24 protein-coding genes are annotated in these 22,741 nt (G+C 66.1%); 10 read left to right on the top strand and 14 right to left on the bottom strand.

Translation table 11 applies throughout. From position 1 onward, the window contains the following. From DB459_RS23180 to DB459_RS23225, 10 genes are all read right to left on the bottom strand, one after another. The gene (locus DB459_RS23180; RefSeq protein WP_253708483.1) at positions 1 to 771 is read right to left on the bottom strand and encodes a hypothetical protein; all 771 of its coding nucleotides are present in this window, start codon (positions 769 to 771) and stop codon (positions 1 to 3) included. Positions 772 to 1,115: 344 nt separating this feature from the next. Further along, entirely contained in the window at positions 1,116 to 2,840 is a 1,725-nt protein-coding gene (locus tag DB459_RS23185; protein WP_253708486.1) for an ABC transporter ATP-binding protein, read from the bottom strand. A gap of 320 nt (positions 2,841 to 3,160) precedes the next feature. Then, the gene (locus tag DB459_RS23190; protein ID WP_253708489.1) at positions 3,161 to 4,006 is read right to left on the bottom strand and encodes a CmcJ/NvfI family oxidoreductase; all 846 of its coding nucleotides are present in this window, start codon (positions 4,004 to 4,006) and stop codon (positions 3,161 to 3,163) included. Between the two features lie 114 nt (positions 4,007 to 4,120). Continuing rightward, positions 4,121 to 5,041 (bottom strand): PepSY-associated TM helix domain-containing protein, encoded by a 921-nt coding sequence (locus DB459_RS23195; RefSeq protein WP_253708491.1) that lies wholly within the window; start codon positions 5,039 to 5,041, stop codon positions 4,121 to 4,123. Positions 5,042 to 5,128: 87 nt separating this feature from the next. After that, entirely contained in the window at positions 5,129 to 5,476 is a 348-nt protein-coding gene (locus tag DB459_RS23200) for a hypothetical protein (protein ID WP_253708494.1), read from the bottom strand. Between the two features lie 131 nt (positions 5,477 to 5,607). Then, positions 5,608 to 6,303, bottom strand: a complete 696-nt coding sequence (locus DB459_RS23205; RefSeq protein ID WP_253708497.1) for a VIT family protein — start codon at positions 6,301 to 6,303, stop codon at positions 5,608 to 5,610. Continuing rightward, the gene (locus DB459_RS23210; protein ID WP_253708499.1) at positions 6,300 to 7,694 is read right to left on the bottom strand and encodes a HAMP domain-containing sensor histidine kinase; all 1,395 of its coding nucleotides are present in this window, start codon (positions 7,692 to 7,694) and stop codon (positions 6,300 to 6,302) included. The genes DB459_RS23205 and DB459_RS23210 overlap by 4 nt, the downstream gene beginning before the upstream one ends. Then, on the bottom strand, positions 7,691 to 8,356 hold the full coding sequence (locus tag DB459_RS23215; protein WP_253708502.1) for a response regulator transcription factor: 666 nt from the start codon (positions 8,354 to 8,356) through the stop codon (positions 7,691 to 7,693). The genes DB459_RS23210 and DB459_RS23215 overlap by 4 nt, the downstream gene beginning before the upstream one ends. Next, positions 8,356 to 8,691 (bottom strand): PepSY domain-containing protein, encoded by a 336-nt coding sequence (locus DB459_RS23220; RefSeq protein ID WP_253708505.1) that lies wholly within the window; start codon positions 8,689 to 8,691, stop codon positions 8,356 to 8,358. Before DB459_RS23220 ends, DB459_RS23215 begins: the two co-directional genes overlap by 1 nt. Before the next feature lie 196 nt (positions 8,692 to 8,887). Beyond that, a complete protein-coding gene (locus tag DB459_RS23225; RefSeq protein WP_253708508.1) occupies positions 8,888 to 9,142 on the bottom strand; it encodes a MarR family winged helix-turn-helix transcriptional regulator in 255 nt (84 codons plus the stop codon). Between the two features lie 88 nt (positions 9,143 to 9,230). Here DB459_RS23225 and DB459_RS23230 point away from each other — a divergent pair, with 88 nt between their 5' ends. Together DB459_RS23230 and DB459_RS23235 are read left to right on the top strand one after the other, a co-directional pair. After that, positions 9,231 to 9,695, top strand: coding sequence for a carboxymuconolactone decarboxylase family protein (locus DB459_RS23230; RefSeq protein WP_253713674.1), 465 nt, complete (start codon positions 9,231 to 9,233; stop codon positions 9,693 to 9,695). Continuing rightward, complete coding sequence (locus DB459_RS23235; protein WP_253708511.1) at positions 9,679 to 10,581, top strand: sigma-70 family RNA polymerase sigma factor; 903 nt, start codon at positions 9,679 to 9,681, stop codon at positions 10,579 to 10,581. Before DB459_RS23230 ends, DB459_RS23235 begins: the two co-directional genes overlap by 17 nt. A 19-nt stretch (positions 10,582 to 10,600) precedes the next feature. On the opposite strand, the gene ccoG is transcribed toward DB459_RS23235, so the two are convergent. The 3 genes from ccoG to DB459_RS23250 form a co-directional block, all read right to left on the bottom strand. Further along, a complete protein-coding gene (ccoG, locus tag DB459_RS23240) occupies positions 10,601 to 12,040 on the bottom strand; it encodes a cytochrome c oxidase accessory protein CcoG (protein ID WP_253708514.1) in 1,440 nt (479 codons plus the stop codon). A 36-nt stretch (positions 12,041 to 12,076) separates the two neighbouring features. Further along, on the bottom strand, positions 12,077 to 12,283 hold the full coding sequence (locus DB459_RS23245; RefSeq protein ID WP_253708517.1) for a hypothetical protein: 207 nt from the start codon (positions 12,281 to 12,283) through the stop codon (positions 12,077 to 12,079). A 316-nt stretch (positions 12,284 to 12,599) separates the two neighbouring features. Further along, a complete protein-coding gene (locus DB459_RS23250; protein WP_253708532.1) occupies positions 12,600 to 13,502 on the bottom strand; it encodes a LysR family transcriptional regulator in 903 nt (300 codons plus the stop codon). Positions 13,503 to 13,698: 196 nt separating this feature from the next. On the opposite strand from DB459_RS23250, the gene DB459_RS23255 reads away from it, so the two are divergent. Genes DB459_RS23255 through DB459_RS23270 form a run of 4 tightly spaced genes read left to right on the top strand, consistent with a single transcriptional unit; the run spans position 13,699 to position 16,926 of the window. Further along, positions 13,699 to 14,130: a cupin domain-containing protein gene (locus DB459_RS23255; RefSeq protein WP_253708535.1), complete on the top strand. Its 432-nt coding sequence runs from the start codon at positions 13,699 to 13,701 to the stop codon at positions 14,128 to 14,130. Continuing rightward, positions 14,123 to 14,944, top strand: a complete 822-nt coding sequence (locus DB459_RS23260; protein ID WP_253708538.1) for a cysteine hydrolase family protein — start codon at positions 14,123 to 14,125, stop codon at positions 14,942 to 14,944. The genes DB459_RS23255 and DB459_RS23260 overlap by 8 nt, the downstream gene beginning before the upstream one ends. An 11-nt stretch (positions 14,945 to 14,955) precedes the next feature. Continuing rightward, a complete protein-coding gene (locus DB459_RS23265; RefSeq protein WP_253708540.1) occupies positions 14,956 to 16,338 on the top strand; it encodes an FAD-binding oxidoreductase in 1,383 nt (460 codons plus the stop codon). Positions 16,339 to 16,341: 3 nt separating this feature from the next. After that, entirely contained in the window at positions 16,342 to 16,926 is a 585-nt protein-coding gene (locus DB459_RS23270; protein ID WP_253708543.1) for an NAD(P)H-dependent oxidoreductase, read from the top strand. A 190-nt stretch (positions 16,927 to 17,116) separates the two neighbouring features. Here the strand turns inward: DB459_RS23270 and DB459_RS23275 are convergent, their stop codons facing one another. Continuing rightward, positions 17,117 to 18,211: a carbohydrate kinase family protein gene (locus DB459_RS23275; protein WP_253708545.1), complete on the bottom strand. Its 1,095-nt coding sequence runs from the start codon at positions 18,209 to 18,211 to the stop codon at positions 17,117 to 17,119. A gap of 485 nt (positions 18,212 to 18,696) precedes the next feature. Between DB459_RS23275 and DB459_RS23280 the strand changes: the two genes are divergently transcribed. From DB459_RS23280 to DB459_RS23295, 4 genes are read left to right on the top strand one after another with little or no spacing between them, the layout of a single operon-like run. Further along, positions 18,697 to 19,710, top strand: coding sequence for an ABC transporter substrate-binding protein (locus DB459_RS23280; protein ID WP_253708548.1), 1,014 nt, complete (start codon positions 18,697 to 18,699; stop codon positions 19,708 to 19,710). An 8-nt stretch (positions 19,711 to 19,718) separates the two neighbouring features. Beyond that, entirely contained in the window at positions 19,719 to 20,567 is an 849-nt protein-coding gene (locus tag DB459_RS23285) for an ABC transporter ATP-binding protein (RefSeq protein WP_253708551.1), read from the top strand. After that, the gene (locus DB459_RS23290) at positions 20,564 to 21,364 is read left to right on the top strand and encodes an ABC transporter permease (protein ID WP_253708554.1); all 801 of its coding nucleotides are present in this window, start codon (positions 20,564 to 20,566) and stop codon (positions 21,362 to 21,364) included. Before DB459_RS23285 ends, DB459_RS23290 begins: the two co-directional genes overlap by 4 nt. Then, positions 21,361 to 22,722, top strand: coding sequence for an amidohydrolase family protein (locus DB459_RS23295; protein ID WP_253708557.1), 1,362 nt, complete (start codon positions 21,361 to 21,363; stop codon positions 22,720 to 22,722). Before DB459_RS23290 ends, DB459_RS23295 begins: the two co-directional genes overlap by 4 nt. Positions 22,723 to 22,741 lie beyond the last annotated feature (19 nt).

A 22,741-nucleotide genomic window follows, 5' to 3' on the forward strand; every position in this document is an offset into this window, starting at 1 on the left:
TCAGCCTTCTATTCCGTCTTCTTGTCGCAGGCTAAAATAGCTGCTCGCCAGTTCCCTGATCCGCATTGGCGCATCGTCCGACCACTCCCAGGCGCCCGACGCGCCGATGCGCAGGTCCCGCACCGGATCGAACCCCAGCTCGGCGAGGAGCTGATGGCGGCGCGAATAGTTGCGGTTCTCTTCGCTGCCGTGCCAAAGATGAAGGGCGCGCCCTTCGCGACAGCCAACGCGCCCCTTGGTCGCCAGCCAGAACGGCTGCGCCCAGGCTTCGTATTGCGACCGGCGGACATCATCCAGGCAGTGAATGGAGGCCAGTTCCTGGTAACGGCCGAGACAGGCGGCCGCCAGGGCGCGGTCGGCACCGCCGAGGATCATGGCGTCGTAGAATCCGTGCCGCTCCATCAGTTCACGACTTGCCGCCCATGCGCCGCCCTGAAAGGCGTGCCTGAGCGTCTTGAACGCCTGCAGTTCCAGCCGGTTCCGCCCAGCGAAAGACAGATATGCGATGGCGTAGCCGCTCGGCGGCCGGTCGGGGCTCATCGCCGCCGAAATCGTCTCGCCCTCCTCGAGGTTGACCAGCTCCGAGTAGCACTGCACCAGATCGAACCGGCGCAGCAGCTGCCGCGTGGCATCAAGCCAGTCCTGGTCGGCGAAGACGAAGTCACAATCGACCCAGGAGATATAGCGCACCGTTTGCGGCAGCCTCTCGAGCGCAAGATTGAGCATCCGCTCCTTCTGCCAGAGCACCGCTCCCGGGCTGACGCGCAGCACCCAGTCTGCATCGTCGTTGGCGAGCTCGAAGACGCCATTGGGCGAAAACTCGACGACGACAAGCGGCGCGGCGAGATGCCGGCGAAACCGCGTGAAGTTATTCCGGCGCGAGGCATAGCGACATGGGTTGAAGTAGGTGCTGACCACACAAATGTCGCTCTCGTCGAGAGTTCTTCGCATGTGGTCCGCGTCGCCATGGCCATGATCGAAGCCCGGAGCAGTTTAGACGCGCCACATGCTTTCCGCCAGCCCGCCGGCCCTTGGACCAAGCTCGTCGGGGCGAGCGGTCAGACAAGTACAATCATACCGAACACGGGGTATCCCGAAGTAACTGCCAAATGCGCTCAAGCGGACCGAAACACATTCTGCACCTGGCACATCCTGGCATAGACGCCGTCCCGGCGGCTCAACTCCTCGTGCGTGCCCTGCTCGACGATGGCGCCGCCCTGCAGCACCACGACGCGATCGGCCAACATGATCGTGCTCAGCCTGTGCGCAATGATCAGGCTGGTTCCACCTGCGCGCACCCGGCGGACGGCATCCTGAATCGCACGCTCGGTGACCGAGTCGATGTTTGCCGTTGCCTCGTCGAGGATCAGAATTGGCGCGTTCTTGAGCAGCGCGCGGGCAATCTCGATCCGCTGCTTCTCGCCGGCGCTCAATCTGCCTCCCCGTTCGCCCACCATCGTGTCATAGCCGTTCGGCAGCGCCGCAATGAATCGATCGCAGCGCGCCGCCGTGGCGGCGCTCAGCAATTCATCTTGGCTCGCGGTCCGGCGCCCGTACAGGATATTTTCTCGCACCGTTGCATGAAACAGCACCGGCTCCTGGCTGACGAAACTGATCTGCCGGCGCAGAGCGTCCAGCGAGAGGCTGCGAATGTCCTGTCCGTCGATAAGGATCCTGCCGCCGTCGAGCTTGTAGAATCCCAGTAGCAGATTGGCGATGGTCGACTTGCCAGAGCCTGTGGCTCCGACCAGCGCCACGGTCTGGCCGCGTTCGATATTGAGCGAAACCTCCTTGAGGATGAATGGACCCGAGCCATAGCGAAAGCTCACGGCGTCCCACGCGACATTGCCGAGCACCGGCTGCCTGGGCGCGCCGTATCCGCCCCACAGGACCGCCTCGTCGGCCTCGTCCATGATGTCGAACAGCCGCTCTCCCGCCGCGCGGGCCGACTGCAGGGTCGTGTTCAACCCGTGAATATTGATCAAGGGCGCATAAAGCATCGCCAGATAGAAGACGAAGCTGACCAATTCGCCCAGACTGATGCTCTGCCGCAGCACGAGTGCCCCGCCGACCCCCCAGATCAGGACCGTGCCGAGCGAGGTGAAGAAGGTCATCGCCGGCATATAGACCGCCCACAGATTCAGGACCCGCATGGTGCGGTCCCGCAACTCCTCGTTTCGCAACTCGAAGCGATGCGAACTATATTCGATGTGTCCGAACGCCTTGATTTGCCGGATGCCCTGCAGATTATCGAGCAGCACCGCATTCAATGCGCTGAGCGACCGCCGCTTCGCCCGCAGGCGCTCCCGCGCCTTGGCGGTAAACCAGATCGAGCCCAGCGTCACGAACGGCAAGGGAATGAGGCTGAAGGCCGCCAGCGTTGAATCCTTGACAAACAGAATGGTCAAAACGATCGCGATCGTCGCGAGTGACACCGCCCCCTGCTCGGTGCCCTCGACCAGCAGCTTCTCGACATCGGTCACGTCTTCGACGACGCGGGTCATCAGATCGCCGGTGGACATCCTGTCGAAATAGCTCACCGGGAGCCGCTGCAGGTGCTCGTAAGTATCGCGGCGCATATCATAGGTGATGCGCTGCTCGAGGCTGTTGCTGACGAGGGTGCGCAGTGAGCTGAACAGGTCCCGCATCACGAAGGCGAGCAGCAGCCCGAACACTGCCATGGTCAATTGAACCGGCGCCTGCCGGTCCAGGATCCCGTCGACGATATACTGGGTCAGTTGAGGAAAAGTCAGCGCCGACAGCAGCGCAACGGCCGTACAGAGGATGTTGAGCGCAGCACGGCCGCGATGTCGATCCAGATAGTGCGCCGAGCGGCGCAAGGTCTCGACGACGCTCCTCGGCGTCGACGCGAACCCTCCGCGCATCGCGGCCGAGGCATCTGGTTGGAACTGTTCCGGATCCGACGACTGATGAACGCTGCTCGCTGACTTCATCATCGAAACCGCTCGGCGAGGGACACTAGCATGGCCGTGATTCTAGTGTGGCGTCTCGCAATTGCCTACCGCCTTTGCGGCCAGTCTCTCGTAGGCAATTGCGAGACATAAGCCACACTAGCGCTTTGATTTTGCTAGTGTCCTTTATGTCTCCGAATGACCGTGCGAGCATGAGGCAAATGGAGCGGTAATTCGGAGACAGGACACTAGAAGATCGCCAAGGACCTGATCTCGATGCTTTCGCGGGGCCTCGCATCCGGCGGCGCCGTCGGATCTCTGAAGGCGCTGTGAACTGCCCAGCGCGCGCGGCCATCGTCGCGCGAATCGTAGCCCTTGAACAGTAGCACCTCGTCGCACCTCATCCGAGGGAACCAGAACCATTGATGCGTAGGGCGATAGACCAGAGCGTAGCTCTGAGCGACCCGGGCCGGGTGCCGACGCTCCGAGATGACCAATTGATCCGGCGAAACCGTGCTGGCATCAAGGATGGCAAGCGGGTCCGTCTCGACGGGATGCCCGACGGCCCCCCAAGCCTGAATGATCGCAAAGCTGCCGCCGAGAGCCTCGGCTGCGCTTTCGGCGACGACACGCGCCCTCTCGGCGCCCGAGCTTGCCGAGTAGTCGGCGTGGACACCGAGGATCGGCCGAGCTGCGGCTCTGGCTGCACCTGACTGGCGCCCCGCCGGGCCGGCGGACCTGCGCAGCACATGGTCAAAGATGATGACGCGCCTCGCCTTGCACAACTCCGCGATCAGAGCCTCCATGGCCGGATAATAGACGCGCCTGATGTCGTCTTCGTCATCGAACCGGCAAGGCGTGATGCCGTGCCGCACCAGGCGGAAGCCCTCGCGATCGAGCGAGTGTTCGCTTTGGCGCCGCCGACCGTTGTGAATCGTCACCGACCGCGTGTCGAAGGCGCCGCCGCTGCGCTCCTCCCGGCCATCGGCGTGGACGATCGCGGTGATGATCGTCGTGCCGTCATCGGCGACGAAGTTAAGCGCTGCTTCGAGCGTCCCCGGTGACGCATCGAGATCGGTCGTGGTCTCGCCCATGGGCACCCCCTGCCGGCGTCTTCGGACGGCGAGGGACCGAGCGGCTCCTCGCCTTCCGGGTTTTCCGATCAGCGCTGCGATCTCCTCGACTTATGCTGCCGCTCCGGCCATTTATCAAGACGACGCGGTTGCCGGTACGCCACGCTGCCGCTGCCGCTGCGGCCGGCGCCGGAACGTGCGCCGCGCCCATATCAAGAGCCCGGTCGAGAGCAGCCCGAGCAGCGCCAGTGAAGTGAAAACGTTGAGCGGGCCGGAGACGACGCCGAACCAGTTGCCCTCGTGAAGCAGCCTGGGCCAGTTGCGCGGCAGTTCCGTGACACCCTGCGCCGTGACCGCATGGGCGCGCAATTCACCGCCCTCCTGCAGCCGCGCCATGGTGCCACCGCTGCGGACGCTGAGCGAGACGAGCTGTGCCAGGTCATGGGTCTGTGCGACTTCGGCGACCGCCTGTTTCAGCGGCACCGGCCGGCCGGCGGCGCCGAGCCCGCCGCCGCTCTGGAAGGTCAGGCCGAAGGCCATGCACAACCCGGTCAGGGGGCTGAGCACGATCAGCGGCAGGCCAAACCAGGCAATGCCCTTGTGCCAGCCCGACAGGCTGTTGCGCAGCCGCGGCAGCCCCATCAGCACGCCCAACGTCATCAGCACCAGCATCGCCGCGGTTGAGGCGATCACCAGCCAGGACTGGCCGACCAGATGCTCGTGATTGCGCCGCGCCCATTGAAACAGATCGTTGAGCGGCGCCGTGGTCGTCGCCGGCTCGCCGGTCGAGAGGTCGATCTCCGGCGCACTGATGCCGAGCAGCCGCAGATGTCCCGAGGCGCCGTCGATGGCGAGGCCCCGCGCCTTGCCATCGGGATCGAAGCGCGCCAGCACCTTCTCGACGCGGCTGAGGTCGATCGACCCCGGCACCACCGACATGGTCTGCACCACCGGCTGAAACGAGATGATCAGGCCCGTGATGATCAGCGCCAGCAACGGCAGCGCGAACACCAGCGTGATCCATCGGTGCAGCTTCAACAGAACGACGTTATTCATGCCTGCGGGTCTCCGAATACCGCGCGAAACTGCCTGCGTCGGCGGCGCGAGGCAAATGACAGTTTGTCCATGTCGACGCGCGTGTTTCTAATGATTTCCTGACGCGTAGAAGCTGCTCACCAGAACAAAATGTCCGCCGCGACGGCGCCAGGTCTGGTGCAGACACAGTTCGCCGCGGCAGAAGCCGCCGCGCTCGCAATGATAATCCTCGAAGTGAAGATTGATCTGCTGACCGCTCTGCGAATACGTCGCAAAATAATGCCCGAGATGGGGCTGTTGCCGGCACATGGCGCCGATCGCGTGCCGCACTTCGGGCGGCAGCCGCGCCATGTGCAGGGGATTCCACGGCCAGTCCTTCAGGCTCTGGCCCGAAGCCATTGTCGGCGTCAGAGCGACCATGATCGTCGCTGTCAGCCACCTTCCGAACGGCCGCATGAAACCCTCCTATAGGACGTTCACCTCTCGCCGGAACGGCACATCACGCGCGGGAAGATCGAGAGGGCGACGGCGCGGCTGTCGCCGGCTTGCGCCGTGGCGCATCGATCGCCGTGGATTGCGCCAACGCATTACACCACCTTGCCGAACAAGGCGCCGATGCCCGCGGTGAGGCCCATGGCGAAGGCACCCCAGAAGGTCACGCGCAGGGTCGGCTTGAGGACGGCGGCACCGCCGGCCCGGGCGCCGATCGCCCCGAGCACCGAAAGGAAGACCAGCGAACCGATCGCCACCACCGGGATCAGCATCCGCGTCTGCGACATCAGGACGAGCAGCAGCGGCGCCGCGGCGCCGACGGTGAATGTGGCGGCCGAAGCCACCGCCGCCTGCACCGGCCGCGCCATGGTGATGTGGGAGATGCCAAGCTCGTCACGGGCATGGGCGCCAAGCGCATCCTTGGCCATCAGCTGTCCGGCGACCTGCCTCGCCAGCGCCGGCTCGACGCCGCGGGCGACATAGATCTGGGCAAGCTCTTCTTTTTCGAAGTCCGGCTGAATCGCGATCTCCCGCGTCTCGCGGGCGAGATCCGCCTGCTCGGTGTCGGACTGGGAACTGACCGAGACATATTCGCCGGCGGCCATCGACATCGCCCCGGCGACGAGGCCGGCGATGCCGGTCAGCAGGATGTCGCCCTGGGTCGCCGCCGCCGAGGCCACTCCGAGCACCAGGCTGGAGGTGGAGATGATGCCGTCATTGGCGCCGAGCACCGCGGCGCGCAACCAGCCGATGCGATCGACGACATGGGTCTCCCTGTGCAGGCGGCTCATTGCTCGTCCTTTCCTGTTGTCCGGCCCTTACAGGGCACGCCGTCGGCATGGCAGCAGGCACGCAGCCCGCCGAGATCCGACTGATCGAGTTCGAGGCTCCAGCCATACGCTTCGAGCACGTCCTGGACGATGGCGAGGCCGAGCCCGGACCCTTCCTTGCGTTCGTCCAGCCTGATGCCGCGGCCGAGTGCCGAAGACCGCAGCTCCGGCGGGATTCCCGGCCCGTCATCCTCGACGCAGATCGTGGTCGCCGCTGCCCCGGCGCTGAGCCCCACCCGCACCCGGGAGCGGGCGTGCCGCGTCGCGTTGTCGAGCAGGTTGCCGAGCACTTCGGCGAGGTCGGTCCGGTCGAACGGCGCGCTGGTGTCGACGCTGCCGCGGATGTCGTAGTCGATGGCCGCGCCCTCCGCCGTGCGCGACAACGTCGCGACGAGGGAGCGCGCCAGCGGCGTCACCGCGGTGGTGACGCGGCGACCGACGCTGGCCTGGCCGCGCAGCCGCGCCCGCGCCAGTTCGCGATCGACATGGCGCCGCATCACCTCGACCGCGGATTCGATATCCGCAGCAAGGGTCACTTCACCCTTGCCGCGCAGGCGCTCGCCGTCGGCGGACAGCGCCGCGAGCGGCGTCTTGAGGCCATGGGCGAGGTCGGCGGCGCGGTTGCGCGAGCGCTCGATGTCCTGCTCGCGGGCCTCGAGCAGCGCATTGACTTCGTCCACCAGCGGCTTGACCTCGAGCGGCACGGTGGAGGCCAGATGCCGGCGCTGGCCGGCGCGGATCTCGGCGACCCCGCGCCGGAGCACGTCGAGTGGCCGCAATCCGAGCGTCACCTGGACCACGGTCGCCAGCGCCAGGATCGATCCGAGAATGGTCAGGGCGATGGCGAGGTCGGCGGCGAAGGCGTTCCGCGCCGTAGCGATCCGCGACAGGTCGACGGCCACGGCGACGCGGACCGAAACCGGCTGATCCTTGATCTTCAAAGTGACGAGACGCTCGGTGACCAGCACCTGGGCCCCCGCCGGCCCCGCCGTCTGGTGGCGGTGGACCTCGCCCGGCGACGGGGTGTCCTCGGGCAGCTTGAGCACCGTGTCCCACAATGAGCGCGAGCGCATCAGGTCGCCGCGATCGTCGGCGATCTGCCAGTAGAGCCCCGACAGCGGCTCGGCGAAGCGCGGATCGACCGGCGGCCTCAGCAGCTCGAGCTTGCCGTCGGCACCTACATCCATGCCGGCCAGAAGCTGCTTGAGGTGAACGTCGAGATCGTCCGCCAGCGTTCGCGCCACATGGCGCTCGAACAGCAGGATCAGGGCCACGCCGGCGATCGCCAGCGCGACCACGATGGTGGCGGCGCCGCCGGCGATCAATCTCAGCCGGAGCGAATTGCGCGTCATTCCTCGGTCTCCGGCACGAGATAGCCGAAACCTCGCCGGGTCTCGATCAGGCCGTTGCCGAGTTTCTTGCGGACGCGGCCGACCAGCACCTCAACCGCGTTGGATTCGTGCGCATCGTCCTGCCCGTAGAGATTTTCGCTCAGCTCCTGCTGCGACACCACCCGGCCGCGCCGCAGCAACAGATAGCTCGCCAGGCGGAATTCCAGCGGCGACAGGGTGACGGGCACGCCACGCCGGAACACCTTCATCTGGCGGATGTCGAGGGTGATGTCTCCGACGCTGACCTGTGACGATGCATGCCCGGACGAACGCCGGACGATGGAGCGCAGCCGGGCCAGCAGCTCTTCGATCCGGAATGGTTTCGGCAGGTAATCGTCGGCACCGGCGTCGATGCCGTCGACCCGCTCGATCCAGCTGCCCCGCGCCGAGACGATCAGCACCGGCATCTCGCGGCCATTGGCACGCCAGCGCTTGAGCACCGCGAGGCCGTCCATTCCCGGCAGGCCGAGGTCGAGAACCACGGCGCCGTAGTCTTCGGTGTCGCCGAGAAACCATGCCTTCTCGCCGTCTCCGACCACGTCGACGATATAGCCGGCCGCCTCGAGCGCCTGGCGCACATCGATGGCTATTCGCCGATCGTCTTCAACCAGCAGGAGGCGCATCACTTTTCCCGAATCTCGCCGATGTCGCCGGTGCGGGCATCGACATGAACATCGACCAGCCGGCCCTTGCTGTCGACGACATGGAATTCGTAGATCCACTGGCCGTTCTGGCGCTCGATCTCGACCCCGGTGATGTCGCCGGGCAGTTTGCTGCGGACGATGGCGAGCAGATCGGTCAGCGGGCGGATTTCGCCGCGTTCGACGGCGCGACGGATCTCGTCCTGGTCGCGGCTGGCGTGCTCGCGGCCACCCGCCTCCGTCCCGGCCGCAACCGTCAGCGCAATCAGCAGGATGAGCCCGCCGAGGCGGGCGCTTATCGGACCTGTTCCGAGCATGGATGCTCTATGGCGGATTTCACCTGACAAACCGCTGACATGGATCAAGATTCGGACAGTAAGGGTCTTTCATCCCCCCGAAACATAGTCCGGAGATCGGCGGAGGTCATCGGCGGCGGAGGCGCCATCCCCAGCGAGGTCCTGATGGCGACGTTCGCTATTCAGCGCAGCTGGGCCATGCGCGGGAGGCCCGCGCCTACCCCCGCTCGATCAGGCTGTCGGCGCGCTGCAGCAGCCGCGCCATGGCCCGCCGCAGCACGTCACGCTCGGCGGCATCCAGCGCCTCGAGGATATAGGCCTCCCGCGCCCGGGCGAGCGGCACGATCTTGTTGTAGAGGGCGCGGCCGGCCGGCGTGAGACAGACGATCTTGGCCCGGCCATCGCCCGCATCGTCCTCGCGCCGCACGAGGCCGCCCTCCTCGAGACCCGCGATGGCGCGGCTGACCTGCATCTTGTCCAGAGTCGAATTTTTGGGTGCGCCCTTGTCACGCCGGACCACGCCACCTCGTCTTGTTCTCAGAAGCAACCAGGAGATGGATATGCAACCGAGACTGAATGCACCCAAGGTGGCGCCGAAAATGTACCAGGCGATGGTCGAACTGGAGGGCAAGGTGCGCGACAGCGGCCTCGAGGCGTCGCTGATCGAGCTGGTCAAGACCCGCGCCTCCCAGATCAACGGCTGCGCCTTCTGCATCGCCATGCATACCCGCGATGCGATCACCGATGGCGAGGACCCGATGCGGCTCTACCTGCTGGATGCATGGCACGAAGCGCCCTGCTATACAGATCGTGAACGGGCGGCCCTGGCTTGGACCGACGCCCTCACCCTCGTGGCCGCGACCCATGCGCCGGACGCCGATTACGAGGCCCTCAAGGCGCAGTTCAGCGACGAGGATCAGGTCAAATTGACCATGTTGATTTGCACGATCAATGCCTGGAACCGGATCGCCATCGGTTTCCGCGCGGTTCCCCAGATCGAGGCGAGCGATGGACAAGGCCGCTGACCATGCTGCGGTCTTCGCCTCGCAGCGGGCGCGGCTGACCCGCATCGCCTATCGCATGCTCGGCACCCATGCGGAGGCGGAGGATGTCGTGCAGAACGCCTGGCTGCGCTGGCGCACGGTGCCGCCGGCCGAGATCGACGATGCGCCGGCCTATCTCGCCCGCATCGTCACCCGCCTCAGCCTCGATCACCTCAAATCGGCCCGCGTCCGGCGCGAGACCTATGTCGGCGCCTGGCTGCCTGAACCTCTGATCGAACGTGCGGGCACGAGCCCGCCGCTCGACGAGCCCGAAGACATCACCTTGAGCCTGATGTTCGCGCTGGAACGGCTGTCACCGCTCGAACGAGCGGCCTTTCTGCTTCACGACGTGTTCGATCTGTCCTTTACGGAAGTCGCCGCCGCGATCGGACGTGACGAGGCGGCCTGCCGTCAGCTCGCGGCGCGCGCCCGCGCCCATGTCCGTGCCCAGCGGCCACGCTACCGCCTCGACGAAACCAGGGGCGCGGCCCTCGCTCGCGCCTTCTTCACCGCCGCCAACAGCGGCGATGTCGGCCAGCTCAGTTCGATGCTGGCGGAGGATGTGGTGGCCTGGGGGGATGGCGGCGGCAAGATTGCCGCGAACATCAATCCGATCCGCGGCCGTGACCGGGTGCTTCGGTTCCTCGCCGGCCTCGCCCGCAAGCGGCGGGACCGCGATGGCGAATTCATCGAAGCGGTCGCCATCGACGGCCTGCCCGGCTTCATCTCCCGCGACCGCAGCGGCGCGCTGCAGACCACCGCACTCGAGATCGACGATCGCGGCATCGTCGCAATCTACACCATGCGCAATCCGGACAAACTCGGCCAGGTCATCGCCATGCTCGGCGGCGACGCGGAACGGTGCTGAGGAGGCGGCGCGAACGCCCCTACCTGACCTCCGGCACGAAGTGGTCGTCGACCTGGGCGGTCTCGCCGCTCGCCACGTCGGTAGCCTTGATCGTGACCGGGACCGTCTTCGGCGGCAGCGTCCCGGCATCCATCCGGACCGACAGCCGCACCTCGCGGGTCTGGTCCTGTCCGACCTCGACCACCAGTCGGCCGTCGGCGGCGCGTTCGATGCCGGCCGCCTGCACATGGGCTCCGGGCAGGCCGAGCACGTCGATGACAATGGACTGGGCCGTGCCCTTCTTGTTGAGGAGACGCACCGTATAGTCGTTGCGCACGCCGCCATCGGAGAGCACCACCGCCAGCGGATTGCGATCGTGCAGCGCGCTGACCTGGAGCGAGCCGCGGGTCGCCAGCGCATAGATCATGATGCCGCCGACGATCGCGATCACCGCCGCATAGAGAACAGTGCGGGCGCGGACGATGCGATAGATCGGCGGCAACCCGGCCTGACGACGCTGGCCGTTGAGGTCTGTGTCATAGGCGATCAGCCCGGTCGGCCGGTCGATCTGGAGCATGATGTTGTCGCAGGCGTCCATGCACAGGCCGCACTGGATGCAGCCGAGTTGCAGCCCCTCGCGGATATCCACGCCGGTCGGGCAGACATTGATGCACTGGTGGCAGTCGATGCAGTCGCCGGCCGGCTCGTTATGCTCCCGCGCGACCTCCGCCTTCTTGACCGACATCCGCGGCTCGCCGCGGTCGCGACGATAGGTGACGTTGAGCGCCCATTCGTCGGTCAGCGCAGCCTGGATGCGCGGCCAGGGACACATGTAGATGCAGACCTGCTCGCGGGCATGGCCGGCGAAGACATAGGTGGTCGCCGTGAGGATGCCGATCCACAGATAGGCGATGAACGGCGCTTGGAAGGTCGCCAGCTCCTTCACCAGGGTCGGCGCATCATCGAAATACAGCACCCAGGCGCCGCCGGTCCACCAAGCGATCATCAGCCAGATGAAGTGCTTGGTGACGAGCTGGCGCAGATGGGTGAAGCTCATGCCTTTCTTGTCGCTGAGCATGCGCTCGCGCCGGTCGCCCTCGACCCAGCGCTCCACCGCATAGAACAGGTCGGTCCACACCGTCTGCGGGCAGAGATAGCCGCACCAGATGCGACCGGCAACGGCGTTCATCAGGAACAGCGCCATCGCCGCGATGATCAGCAGCCCGGTGAAATAATAGACTTCCTGCGGCCAGAGCTCGATGAGGAAGAAGTAGAACCGCCGATGCGGCAGATCGATCAGCACGGCCTGGTCAGGCAGACCCGGCCCGCGATTCCAGCGCACGAACGGCAACAGGTAATAGACGCCCAGCGCGAAGATCAGCAACGCCCATTTGATGCGCCGATAACGGCCATGGACCGCCTGCGGATAGACCTTCTTGCGGGCGGCGTAGAGCGGCCCTTCGATAATGGTATCACCCATGTCTACCGACCGCTCCTTTCGCCGTTCCCGTTGAGATCAGGCCGTTCGATGCCCGCCGCCGCTGCGGCCGATCCTGGCCGCCACCAGATAAGACAGCGGCATTGCCACGACGACGCCGGCCAGGGCGGCCAGCGGTATCACCTTCATGGGATCGGCCAGCCCGACCGTCAGCACCGTAATGACGGCACTCCCCGCCAACACCGTTCCCAGCATGACCCAGATGACGACAGCGACTTTGAGCATTGGTCCATCTCCTCGATGTTCCGTGCCGACTCCTCGAGACGGCAATGCCTGGAGATCTTCCAAGCCCGCCGGCGCAACGCCTTGATCTGGCGCAAGAGCGGCAGCGATATTGCCGCATGGCACGCGCCGGAACGGATTTATATTAGTATTTACTGAAATATAACAGCGACTGGACGCGGGGCTGCGGCGGTCTGCCAGCCACGCGCCTTGCCGGCGCTTCTGAATCGTCGGCTCAAGGTCAATGCCATCGGCGGCGGCGCCGAGGACATCATGAAGGACCTCGCCAGCCGGCAACTGGGGCTGTGACGCCGACGCCTTACGCCGAAGCTTCGCGCATCATCGTCTTGAGCATCTCGGCGAGCACGCTGGCGATGGCGCTGGTGCCGCGCTGATGGCCGACCAGCATCAGGGTCTGGGTCTCCTGCGCCAGTTCGCGCACCGGAATATAGACGAGCCGCCCGGCCCGCCGTTCGAACTCGATGTCGAACGGCGTCAGGAAGGTGATGGCGTTGTCGACGATGGCCGCGTTGCGCATGATCTCGATGGCGTTGGTCTGGATCGCCGCCTGCGGCTCGAGCGCGGCCCGGGCGAAGGCCGTATCGAGATAAGGCCTGATCGCGGTGCTCTGGTCGGCGATCACCAGCGGATAATCGACGCAGTCGCTGAGCCGGATCTGGCTGCGCTTGGCCAGCGGATGGTTCGGCGCCATGGTGGCGCCAAGCCGGCCGACGGCGCGGGCCAGCGTCTTGAGATTACCGTCCTTGGTGAAATCGAAGCCGATACCGAGATCGGCCTCGCCGGTCGCGACCGCCGACTGGATGTCCTCGCCGGTGGTCAGAAGCGTGAGGTGCAGGACGACGCGCGGATTGGCCGCCCGAAACTGCTTGACGGTGCCGGGGACGAGATTGGAGGCGAGACCGCTCATCATCGCCACGGTGATCTCGCCGCGGCGCAGTCCCTTGAGCTCCTCGATCTTGTCGCGGGCGCGCGACAGGTCCTTGAGCGTCTGGCGGATATGTCCGATCAGCACTTCGCCGGCCGCCGTCAGCACCAGCTTGCGCGGCAGCCGTTGAAACAGCGGCGTGCCGATCTCGGTTTCCAGCGCCAGAATCTGGCGGCTGATGGCGGAGGCGGCGACATTGAGATGGCTCGCCGCCTTGCGGATCGATCCGGTCCGTGCCACCTCGTCGACATAATTCAACAGACGACTATGTAACATCCCCCTGCTCCACCTGCCGATCGCAATCCCGTCCCGGGCAGGCGCAAGGATGGAATCTCGTTGCCTGAAAGGCAACAGGGTCGCCGAAACAAAGCACTTTCAAGCAGGCCATTCCCCATGCTCAATCAGCTCCGAGAAGGACGCTCGGGGCGATCGCGCGCCGTGCGCCCGGCATCAGCGCAGGAGCTCACCTCACGTGGCGTTCAGTGTCGCAAGTCTCGCCAAGGCCGCGGCGTTCCGGATCTCGCCGAAGGATACGAACTATTTCGTGATGCTGTTCGATCACGAGACGGACCGCATCGACAACATCTTCGTCGTCGAGATCTTCCAAAAGGGCGGCGCGACGCCCCCCAACACCCATGCCGCCGCCCACGAATTCTTCCATGTGCTGCATGGCGAAGGCATCGCCCGCTGCGACGGCAAGACCGTGCCGATCAGGAAGGGCGCTTCGCTGCTGCTCCATCCCGGCTCCGAGCATGTGATCGAGAATACCGGTCCCGGCAAACTCTACACCCTCACCGTGATGACGCCGAACGAGGGTTTCGCCGAATTGATCCGCGGCGGCGAGCCGGTGACGATCGACGCCGAGGACCTCGAGGTGCTGCAGGGGCTCGCGGCCCATGGATGACGGCGCCTTCATCGACCGCGCCGCCGCGCCGGCGGACGAACTGGCGCCGCTCGGCGCCAGCCCTCGTAACCGCTGGCTGGTCTCGGCCCGGCAGGCCAATCTCGTGCGCCCGCCACGACCGCCCCTTCCGATCTCGCTCGACAGCACGGGGCGGCTCGTCACCTTCGATCTCGCCCGCACCGCCATCATCATCGTCGACATGCAGAACGATTTCTGCCATCCGGATGGCTGGCTCGGCCAGATCGGCGTCGATGTCGCGCCGGCCCGGACCCCGATCCAGCCACTGCAGGCGCTGCTGCCGGCGCTGCGCCAGGCGGATGTTCCGGTGATCTGGCTGAACTGGGGCAACCGCCCCGACCGGCTCAATCTCAGCCCATCGCTGCTGCACGTCTACAAGCCGTTCGGCACCGGCACCGGCCTCGGCGATCCGCTGCCCGGCTCGGGAGCGCGCGTGCTCGAACGCGGCAGCTGGTCGGCAGCCATCGTCGAGGATCTCGAGGTCGCGCCCGGGGACATTCACGTCGCCAAATATCGCATGTCCGGATTCCAGGACACCGAACTCGACAGCATCCTGCGCAATCTCGACGTGACGACGCTGTTGTTCGCCGGCGTCAACGCCGATCAGTGCGTGCTGTGCACACTCCAGGACGCCAATTTCCGCGGCTATGACTGCCTGCTGCTCGAGAACTGCAGCGCCACCACCTCGCCCGATTATTGCATGGCGGCGACGATCTACAACGTCCGGCAGTGTTTCGGCTTCGTGCTTTCATCCACATCGGTGACGGCGGCTCTGGCCGCGAAGGCAAGCTCGTGAACGACAAGCTCATGAACGGCCCACCCTTTGACGACATCGCCGGCCAGTCGTCCGGATATCCGCTCGACGCCCTGATCGCCGACCTCGGCGACATTCCGGTGGAAACCAGCCCCGCGGTGGTGCGGCGCCGCTCCCGCGACTTCTTCTGGTACAGCCCGATCCTCAACGAGGAGCTCAGCGGCAAGTCGGCGGACCTGATCGCCACGCCGCGGACCGAGGCTGACGTGGTGCGCATCGCCGGCGCCTGCGCTCGCCACCGGGTGCCGCTGACCGTACGCGGCGGCGGCACCGGCAATTACGGCCAGGCGGTTCCACTTGCCGGCGGCGTACTGCTCGACATCACCGAACTCTCAGCGATCGATTGGGTCAAGCCCGGCATCGTCCGCGTCGGCGCCGGTGCCAAGATCAACCAGCTGGACGCCGAACTCGCGCTGAAGGGCTGGGAATTGCGCATGCATCCCTCCACCAAGCGCACCGCCACCATCGGCGGCTTCGTCGCCGGCGGCTCCGGCGGCATCGGTTCGATCAATTACGGCGGTCTGCGCGAGCCGGGCAACGTCATTGCCGCCCGCATCGTCACCCTCGAGGAGACGCCGCGCGTCATCGAGCTGCGCGGCGAGGCGGCGCAGCGGATCAACCACGCCTACGGCACCAACGGCATCATCACTGCCCTGGAAATGCCGCTGGCGCCGCTGTGGCGCTGGATCGACGTGGTGGTCGCCTTCGACGACTTTCTCGACGCCGTCGCCTTCGGCCATCGGATCGCCCTCGCCGACGGCGTGGTCAAGAAGGTGCTGGCGCCGGTGACCTGGCCGCTGCCGTCCTATTTCGGCGCGCTGCGCCCTCATTGCCCGGACGGCCGGCATCTGCTGCTCGCCATGGTCGCCGAGCCCTCGCTCGAGAGCTTCAAGGACTTGCTGGCGGGCCGCGGCACCATCACCCTGGAGACGCCGACCGACGACAGTCCCGGCAAGGTGCCGCTCTACGAATACACCTGGAACCACACCACCTTGCAGGTCCTCAAGACCGATCGCTCCGTCACTTACCTGCAATGCCTGTATCCACACGACCGCCTGCTCGAAAAGGCCGCGCAGATGCGCAGCCTGTTTCCGGACGAGGCGCTGCAGCATTTCGAGTTCATCCGCTTCAACGGCAACGTCACCGCCAGCGGATTGCCGGTGGTGCGCTTTTCGACCGCCGAGCGGCTCAACGAGATCATCCGCCTTCACGAAGACCATGACGTCGGGATCGCCAATCCGCACGTCTACACCATCGAGGATGGCAGCCGGTACAAGAAGGCGGAGGCCGACCAGCTCGGCTTCAAATACGAGGCCGACCCCTTCGGCCTGCTCAATCCCGGCAAGATGCGGAGTTTCGCGGCGCGGACGAATTGATCGATGCGAATACTCTACGTCTATTGCCATCCGCTCGACGACAGCTTTCACGCCGCCATCCGTCATGACGCGCTGGCCGGACTCGCCGAAGCCGGCCATGCCGTCGACCTGCTCGACCTCTATGACGAAGACTTCGATCCGGTGCTGACCGCAGTGCGGCGGCGCGACTATCACGATGCGGTGCGCAACCGCGCCAACAACCAGGCCTATGTCGACCGCCTGATGGCGGCGGAAGCCCTGATCATCCAGTTTCCGACCTGGTCCTTCGGCCCGCCGGCCATGCTCAAAGGCTGGTTCGACCGCATGTTCGGCCCGGGCATCGCCATGGATCTCTCCGACCCGGGGCGGGCGAAGCCGCTGCTCACCCACATCACGCGGATCAGCGGCATTTCGACCTATGGCCGCCCACGCTGGCAGGCGATCGCCATGGCCGATCCGCCGCGCAAGGTCATCACCCGCTACCTGCCGTGGTTTACCGGTTCACGGGCTCGGGTGCGCTATCACGCGCTCTATCACATGAATACCGCGACGGCGGTGCGGCGGGCACGTTTCCTCGCCAAGGTGCGGCGGGAGATGGCGCGGTTTTGAGAAGGCGCGCGGACTAGTGTGGCGTCTCGCAATTGCCTACCGCTTTTGCGGCAAGCCTCTCGTAGGCAATTGCGAGACATAAGCCACACTAGCGCTTTGATTTTGCTAGTGTCCTTATGTCTCCGAATGACCGTGCGAGCGTGAGGCAAATGGTACGGTAATTCGGAGACAGGACACTAGGGCAACTTGGCTACAGCGCCCAGCGGTGCACGGTGAGGTGTTCCGCGGCAACGCGTTCGTCGATGGCTGCGCGCGTCATCAGCCCGGTCTGGGTATCGACGTGGGCGACGACCGAGGCGGCGTTGAGCGTTGCGGCGCGTAGCGCGTCGGCGCCGGACTTTCCTAGCGCAAGACTGCCGGCGAAGGTCGCGGCGAAGGCATCGCCCGCCCCCGCCGTACCGGCGACGTTGGCCACGGTCAGGGCCGGGCAATAGAGAACCTCGCCGCCGGATGCGACGAACGCGCCGTTCGCGCCGTCGGTGACCAGCACATGCTTCGGACCGCGGCTCAGGAGCGCCTTGAGAAAGGCGACGAGCCCCATCTCGAAGCCGCCGCCGATCAGGCCGCGCACCGCCAGCGGCGGCGGCGTCTCGGCCCCCTCATGGGCCGGCAGCACCGGCCCACCCTCGCCGAAATCGGCGATCAGGCCCGGCACCAGCACGTCGGCCTCGTTGCGATTGAGCGCCAGGATGTCGATGGAGGACAGGCAATCGAGGAACGCGCGGCCGCGCGCCGAGAGCTGGCGCACGCCGGGATTGGTCGCCACGAGAGCCTGGTTCCGCTTCGCCTTGGCGATCAGTTCCGGGAAGCAATCCGCGGATTTGTTGCTCAGATTGGCGATATAGACGAGGTCGACCTGAAACGCCTCGTCGCGCAGATCCGTCAATTCCAGGAGAGTGTTAGCGCCGCGAAAGGTAAAGACGGCAGCGTTGCGATCGTGGGAGGAGACGAGGACGGAAGCGCCGGTCGGCGCCCGCGCGTCGCGGCTGATCCAGCGCGTCGAGACGCGCTCGGCCATCAGCCGCGCCATGATGCTCTCGGCGCGCTCGTCCTGGCCGACTTTGGCGAGCACCGCGACGTCGAGGCCCAGCCGGGCCATGGCGACGGCGGCATTGACCGCGCCGCCGCCGCAATGGGTCGAGATTTCCTGCGCCTCGGACTTGCGGCCCTCCTCCAGCAACAGGAACGAGATATCCGCATTGCGCATGGACATGCGCTCGATCCGGTCGCTCGCAATGATCGCAATGGTGTCGATCATCGCGCCGCCGACGGTCAACGCCTTCATTCCGCCGCCCTTCTCTTCCGTCGCCGGCTACTGAGTGGCCTGCAGAGGCGCCTTCGCAGCCTTCGGGGGTACAATAGCTTGATGACGGGGTCGGCGAAATACGCCGAGGCCAATCGGTCCTCCGCCAACAGTACGTCACCGGTTCCCGCAGACCGCGGCAATCGCCTCCCGTGCACCGGTTGGAAGCGCCTTTCGGCATGTGGACGACATCACGAGGTGCCGCCCACGTCAGCTCCACTGCGAGCCGGCGCGCGGGGCGGCGACGCGATTAGGCAATCCCTGCACGAAGAACGCGCAAACCGCCTGCTTCGATTTCATCCGCGGCGAGGCTCGGCAAACGTTGCTCAAAAGGCAACGGATATGCCGAATTAAAATGCTTCCGGACAACAGCGGCACCATGCATCTTCGTTCCGAAGCCGACTTGATCGTCGCGCCTGATCGAAACGCCAGCGCTCCGCCGGGATGTGCTCCGAACCGAGGCCCGCATGACCTTCCCCATCCGCGTCCCAGCTTCCCGTTTCAAACGCCCCCTCGCCGCCGCCGGCGTCGCGCTGTGCGCGCTCCTGACCACGGCCGCGCCGTCGCTGGCCGCCGACAAGATCACCTTCCTGACGAGCTGGTTCGCCCAGGCCGAACACGGCGGCTTCTACCAGGCCAAGGCCACCGGCCTCTACGACAAGGCCGGCCTCGATGTCACGATCAAGATGGGCGGACCGCAGGTCAACGGCGTCCAGTTGCTGCTCGCCGGCGAGACCGACATGCTGATGGGCTACGACATCCAGGTGATGAAGGGCCGCGAGCAGAATCTGCCGCTGGTCACCGTGGCGTCATCCTTTCAGTTCGACCTCCAGGGCATCATGACCCACGACGATGTGCCGGATCTGGCGGCGCTGAAGGGCAGGCCCGTCCTGATCGCCGGCTCGTCGCGGACGACCTTCTGGCCGTGGCTCCGCCTCAAATACGGCTACACCGACGACCAGATCCGTCCCTATACCTTCAACCTGCAACCTTTCTTCGCCGACAAGACCGTCGCCCAGCAGGGCTATCTTTCCTCAGAGCCTTTCCAGGCGGAGCAGCAGAACGAGAAGGTGCATTTCTTCCTGCTCGCCGACGGCGGCTATCCGCCCTACGGATCGACCATCGTCACAACCGAAAAGATGATCAAGGAGAAGCCCGACGTCGTCGCCCGCTTCGTCAAGGCCTCGCTCGAGGGCTGGCGCGACTACATGGCCAATCCGGCGCCGGGCAACGCCCTGATCAAGGCCGACAACCCGAAGATGAGCGACGCCCAGATCGCCTATGCCCTCAGGCGGCTCAAGGAAACCAAGGCGCTCGACGGCGGCGACGCCGCCAGCCTCGGCATCGGCACGATCACCGCCGATCGCTACAAGAAGATCTACGATTTCCTGGTGGCCGGGGAACTGCTCGATCCCAAGACCGACTGGCAGAAGACCTTCGACACCCGCTTCGTCAAGGACCTCAAGGTCGGCGTCCAGTAGGAGCAGATATGAACGCGCTGGTGTCGAACGATACCATCGAGGGCGACGCGGTCCGCAAGATCGGGGAGCGGCCGCCCGTCGTCGAGGTGCTGTCGGCCGAGAAAATCTTCGCCAACGGCACCCGCGCGCTGTCGCCGATCGACCTTACCATCGCCGACGGTGAATTCCTCACCCTGATCGGCCCCTCGGGCTGTGGCAAGAGCACCCTGCTCAAGCTGATCGCCAATCTGATCGAGCCGTCGGACGGGCGCCTGTTGTGGTGGCGCGGCACCTTTGGCCAGGTTGGGGCCGAGGGGCGCCGCTTCGCCTTCGTCTTCCAGGAGCCGACCCTGATGCCCTGGGCGCGCGTCGACGCCAACGTCCGCCTGCCGCTCGACCTCGCCGACATTCCCAGGACGAGGTCGACGCCAGTCGTGGCGAACGCTCTTGCCCGGGTCGGCCTCTCCGCCTTCGCTCGCCATTATCCCCGCCAGCTGTCCGGCGGCATGAAGATGCGCGCCTCCATCGCCAGGGCGCTGGCGACCGAACCCAATCTGCTGCTGATGGACGAGCCGTTCGGCGCCCTCGACGAATTCACCCGCAACAGGCTCGACGCCGACCTCGTCCGGTTGTGGTGGGAGCGCAAGCTGACGACCGTGTTCGTCACCCATTCGATCTACGAGGCCGTCTTCCTCTCGACCCGCATCATCGTGATGGCGGCGAATCCCGGCCGGATCTTCCGCACCATGACCATCGACGAACCGCAGCCGCGCAGCGAAAGCTTTCGCGACAGTCCCCGCTTCGCCGCCTATTGCCGCGAATTGTCGACCTGGCTCGCCGAGGCCTCGCTGCCGTCCGCTGCCGGAGGCGAGCGATGACGCCGCTCATGCAGTCGGAGAGTTTCGTCCGGATCGCCGCCCCGGTCGGTGTCGGCATCGTACTGATGGCGATCTGGGAGATCGGCTGCCGCCTCGGCGGTGTTCCGGTTTATCTGTTCCCCAAGCCGAGCGACATCGCGGCGAGCTTCGTCCAGCACGGCCCGGCGCTGCTCCGCGCCCTGCTGGTGACGCTGCGCATCACCCTGCAGGCCTTCGTCGTCGCCATGGTGGTCGGCACGCTGGTGGCGTTCATGTTCGTGCAGAGCCGCGCCATCGAGGTCAGCCTGTTTCCCTACGCCGTCCTGCTGCAGGTGACGCCAGTGGTGGCGATCGCCCCGCTGATCATCATCCTCGTCAAGAACACGCAACTGTCCCTGACGATCTGCGCCACGCTGGTGGCCTTGTTTCCGATCATCTCCAACACCACGCTCGGCCTGCGCAGTGTCGATCCCGGACTCGCCAACTACTTCCGGATGAACAAGGCAGGCCGCCTGAAGACGCTGATCCGGCTGCGCATCCCCGGCGCGCTGCCCTATTTCTTCGGCGGCCTGCGAATCTCCAGCGGCCTCGCCCTGATCGGCGCAGTGGTCGCCGAATTCGTCGCCGGGACCGGCGGCCGCTCCTCGGGGCTCGCCTATGAGATCCTCGATGCCGGCTTCCAGCTCGACATTCCGCGGATGTTCGCCGCCCTCTTCCTGATCACGGCGGCCGGCGTTCTGCTGTTCGCCGCCATGGTCGGCCTGTCCAAGCTCGCGCTCTCCGGCTGGCACGAGAGCGAGATCGGAGCCGAATCGTGACCTCTCTCCTGATCGAGAACGCCGAAGGCATTTTCACCGGCCGCTCCGGTGCGGCCATGCGTGCGCAGGGTGCCATCCGCATCCGCGGCGGCGTCATCGCCGCCATGGGGGCACTGACCGCCGAGCCCGGCGAACGCCGGCTCGATGCCCGGGGCTGCGTGGTCTATCCCGGCCTGATCTCGACCCACCATCACCTGTTCCAGAGCGTGATGAAAGGCGTCGATCCTGGCATCGACCTGCCGCTGTCCGGCTGGCTGCGCAGCGTCCCCTACCGGCTCTGGTCCAAGGTCGACGAGGAAGCGCTGGCGACCGCGGCGCGGATCGGGCTGACCGAACTCCTGCTCTCCGGCACCACGACAGTGGCGGACCATCACTACCTGTTCAGCGACACCTATCGCTTCGACCCGGCCCAGGTGATCTTCGACGTCGCCCGCGACCTCGGCATCCGCCTGGTGTTCTGCCGGGGCGGCGGCACCAAGGCCAACCACATCGCAGCCGACGGCACCGTGCCGATGCCGGTGCAGTCGCTCGACCGCATGCTGGCCTCGGTGGAGGCCTGCGCCCAGCGCTTCCACGATCCCTCGGCGGGAAGCCTGAGCCGTGTCGCGCTGGCGCCCACCACGCCGACCTGGTCACTCGACCCGGGCGAATTGAAGGAGACCATCGCGGCGAGCCGCCGGCTCGGCCTCAATCTGCACAGCCACCTGTCGGAGACCGCCGACTACGTCGAATTCTGCCTGTCGGTGCACGGCGTCCGTCCGGTGCATTGGCTGGCGGAGCACGACTGGCTCGGGCCCGACATCTGGTTCGCCCATCTCGTTCATCTCGATCAAGACGAGATCCGCCTCCTGGCCGAGACCGGCACCGGCATGGCGCATTGTCCGCAGTCGAACTGCCGCCTCGGCTCCGGCATCGCGCCGGCCAAGGAGCTGGCGAAGCTGGGCGGCGCGGTCTCGCTCGCCGTCGACGGCGCCGCGTCCAACGAATCCGCCGACATGATCAGCGAGATGCACAGCGCCTGGCACACCCACCGGGCGGTCAAAGGCGCCGATGCGGTGACCGCCGAGGAGGTCGTCCAGTGGGCGACCGCAGGCGGCGCCCGGGTGCTGGGCTGGCCCGAGATCGGAACGCTCGCGGTCGGCCAGCAGGCCGACATCGCCATCTTCGATCTCGATCAGCCGCGTCATTTCGGCATGCACGACCCGCTGATCGCGCCGGTGACCTGCGCCGGCGCGCCGCAGGTGCGCCACCTCCTGGTCGGAGGCCGCGTCGTCGTCGAGAACGGCGCCCTTCCCGGCCTCGACCTGTCCCGGCTCCGTGCCGACGCCGCGCGCGTCGTCGCACGGATCGCCGCCTGATCGTCATGGAGAGACCCCC

The organism is Bradyrhizobium sp. WD16 (genome assembly GCF_024181725.1).
Taxonomy (GTDB): Bacteria; Pseudomonadota; Alphaproteobacteria; order Rhizobiales; family Xanthobacteraceae; genus Bradyrhizobium_A.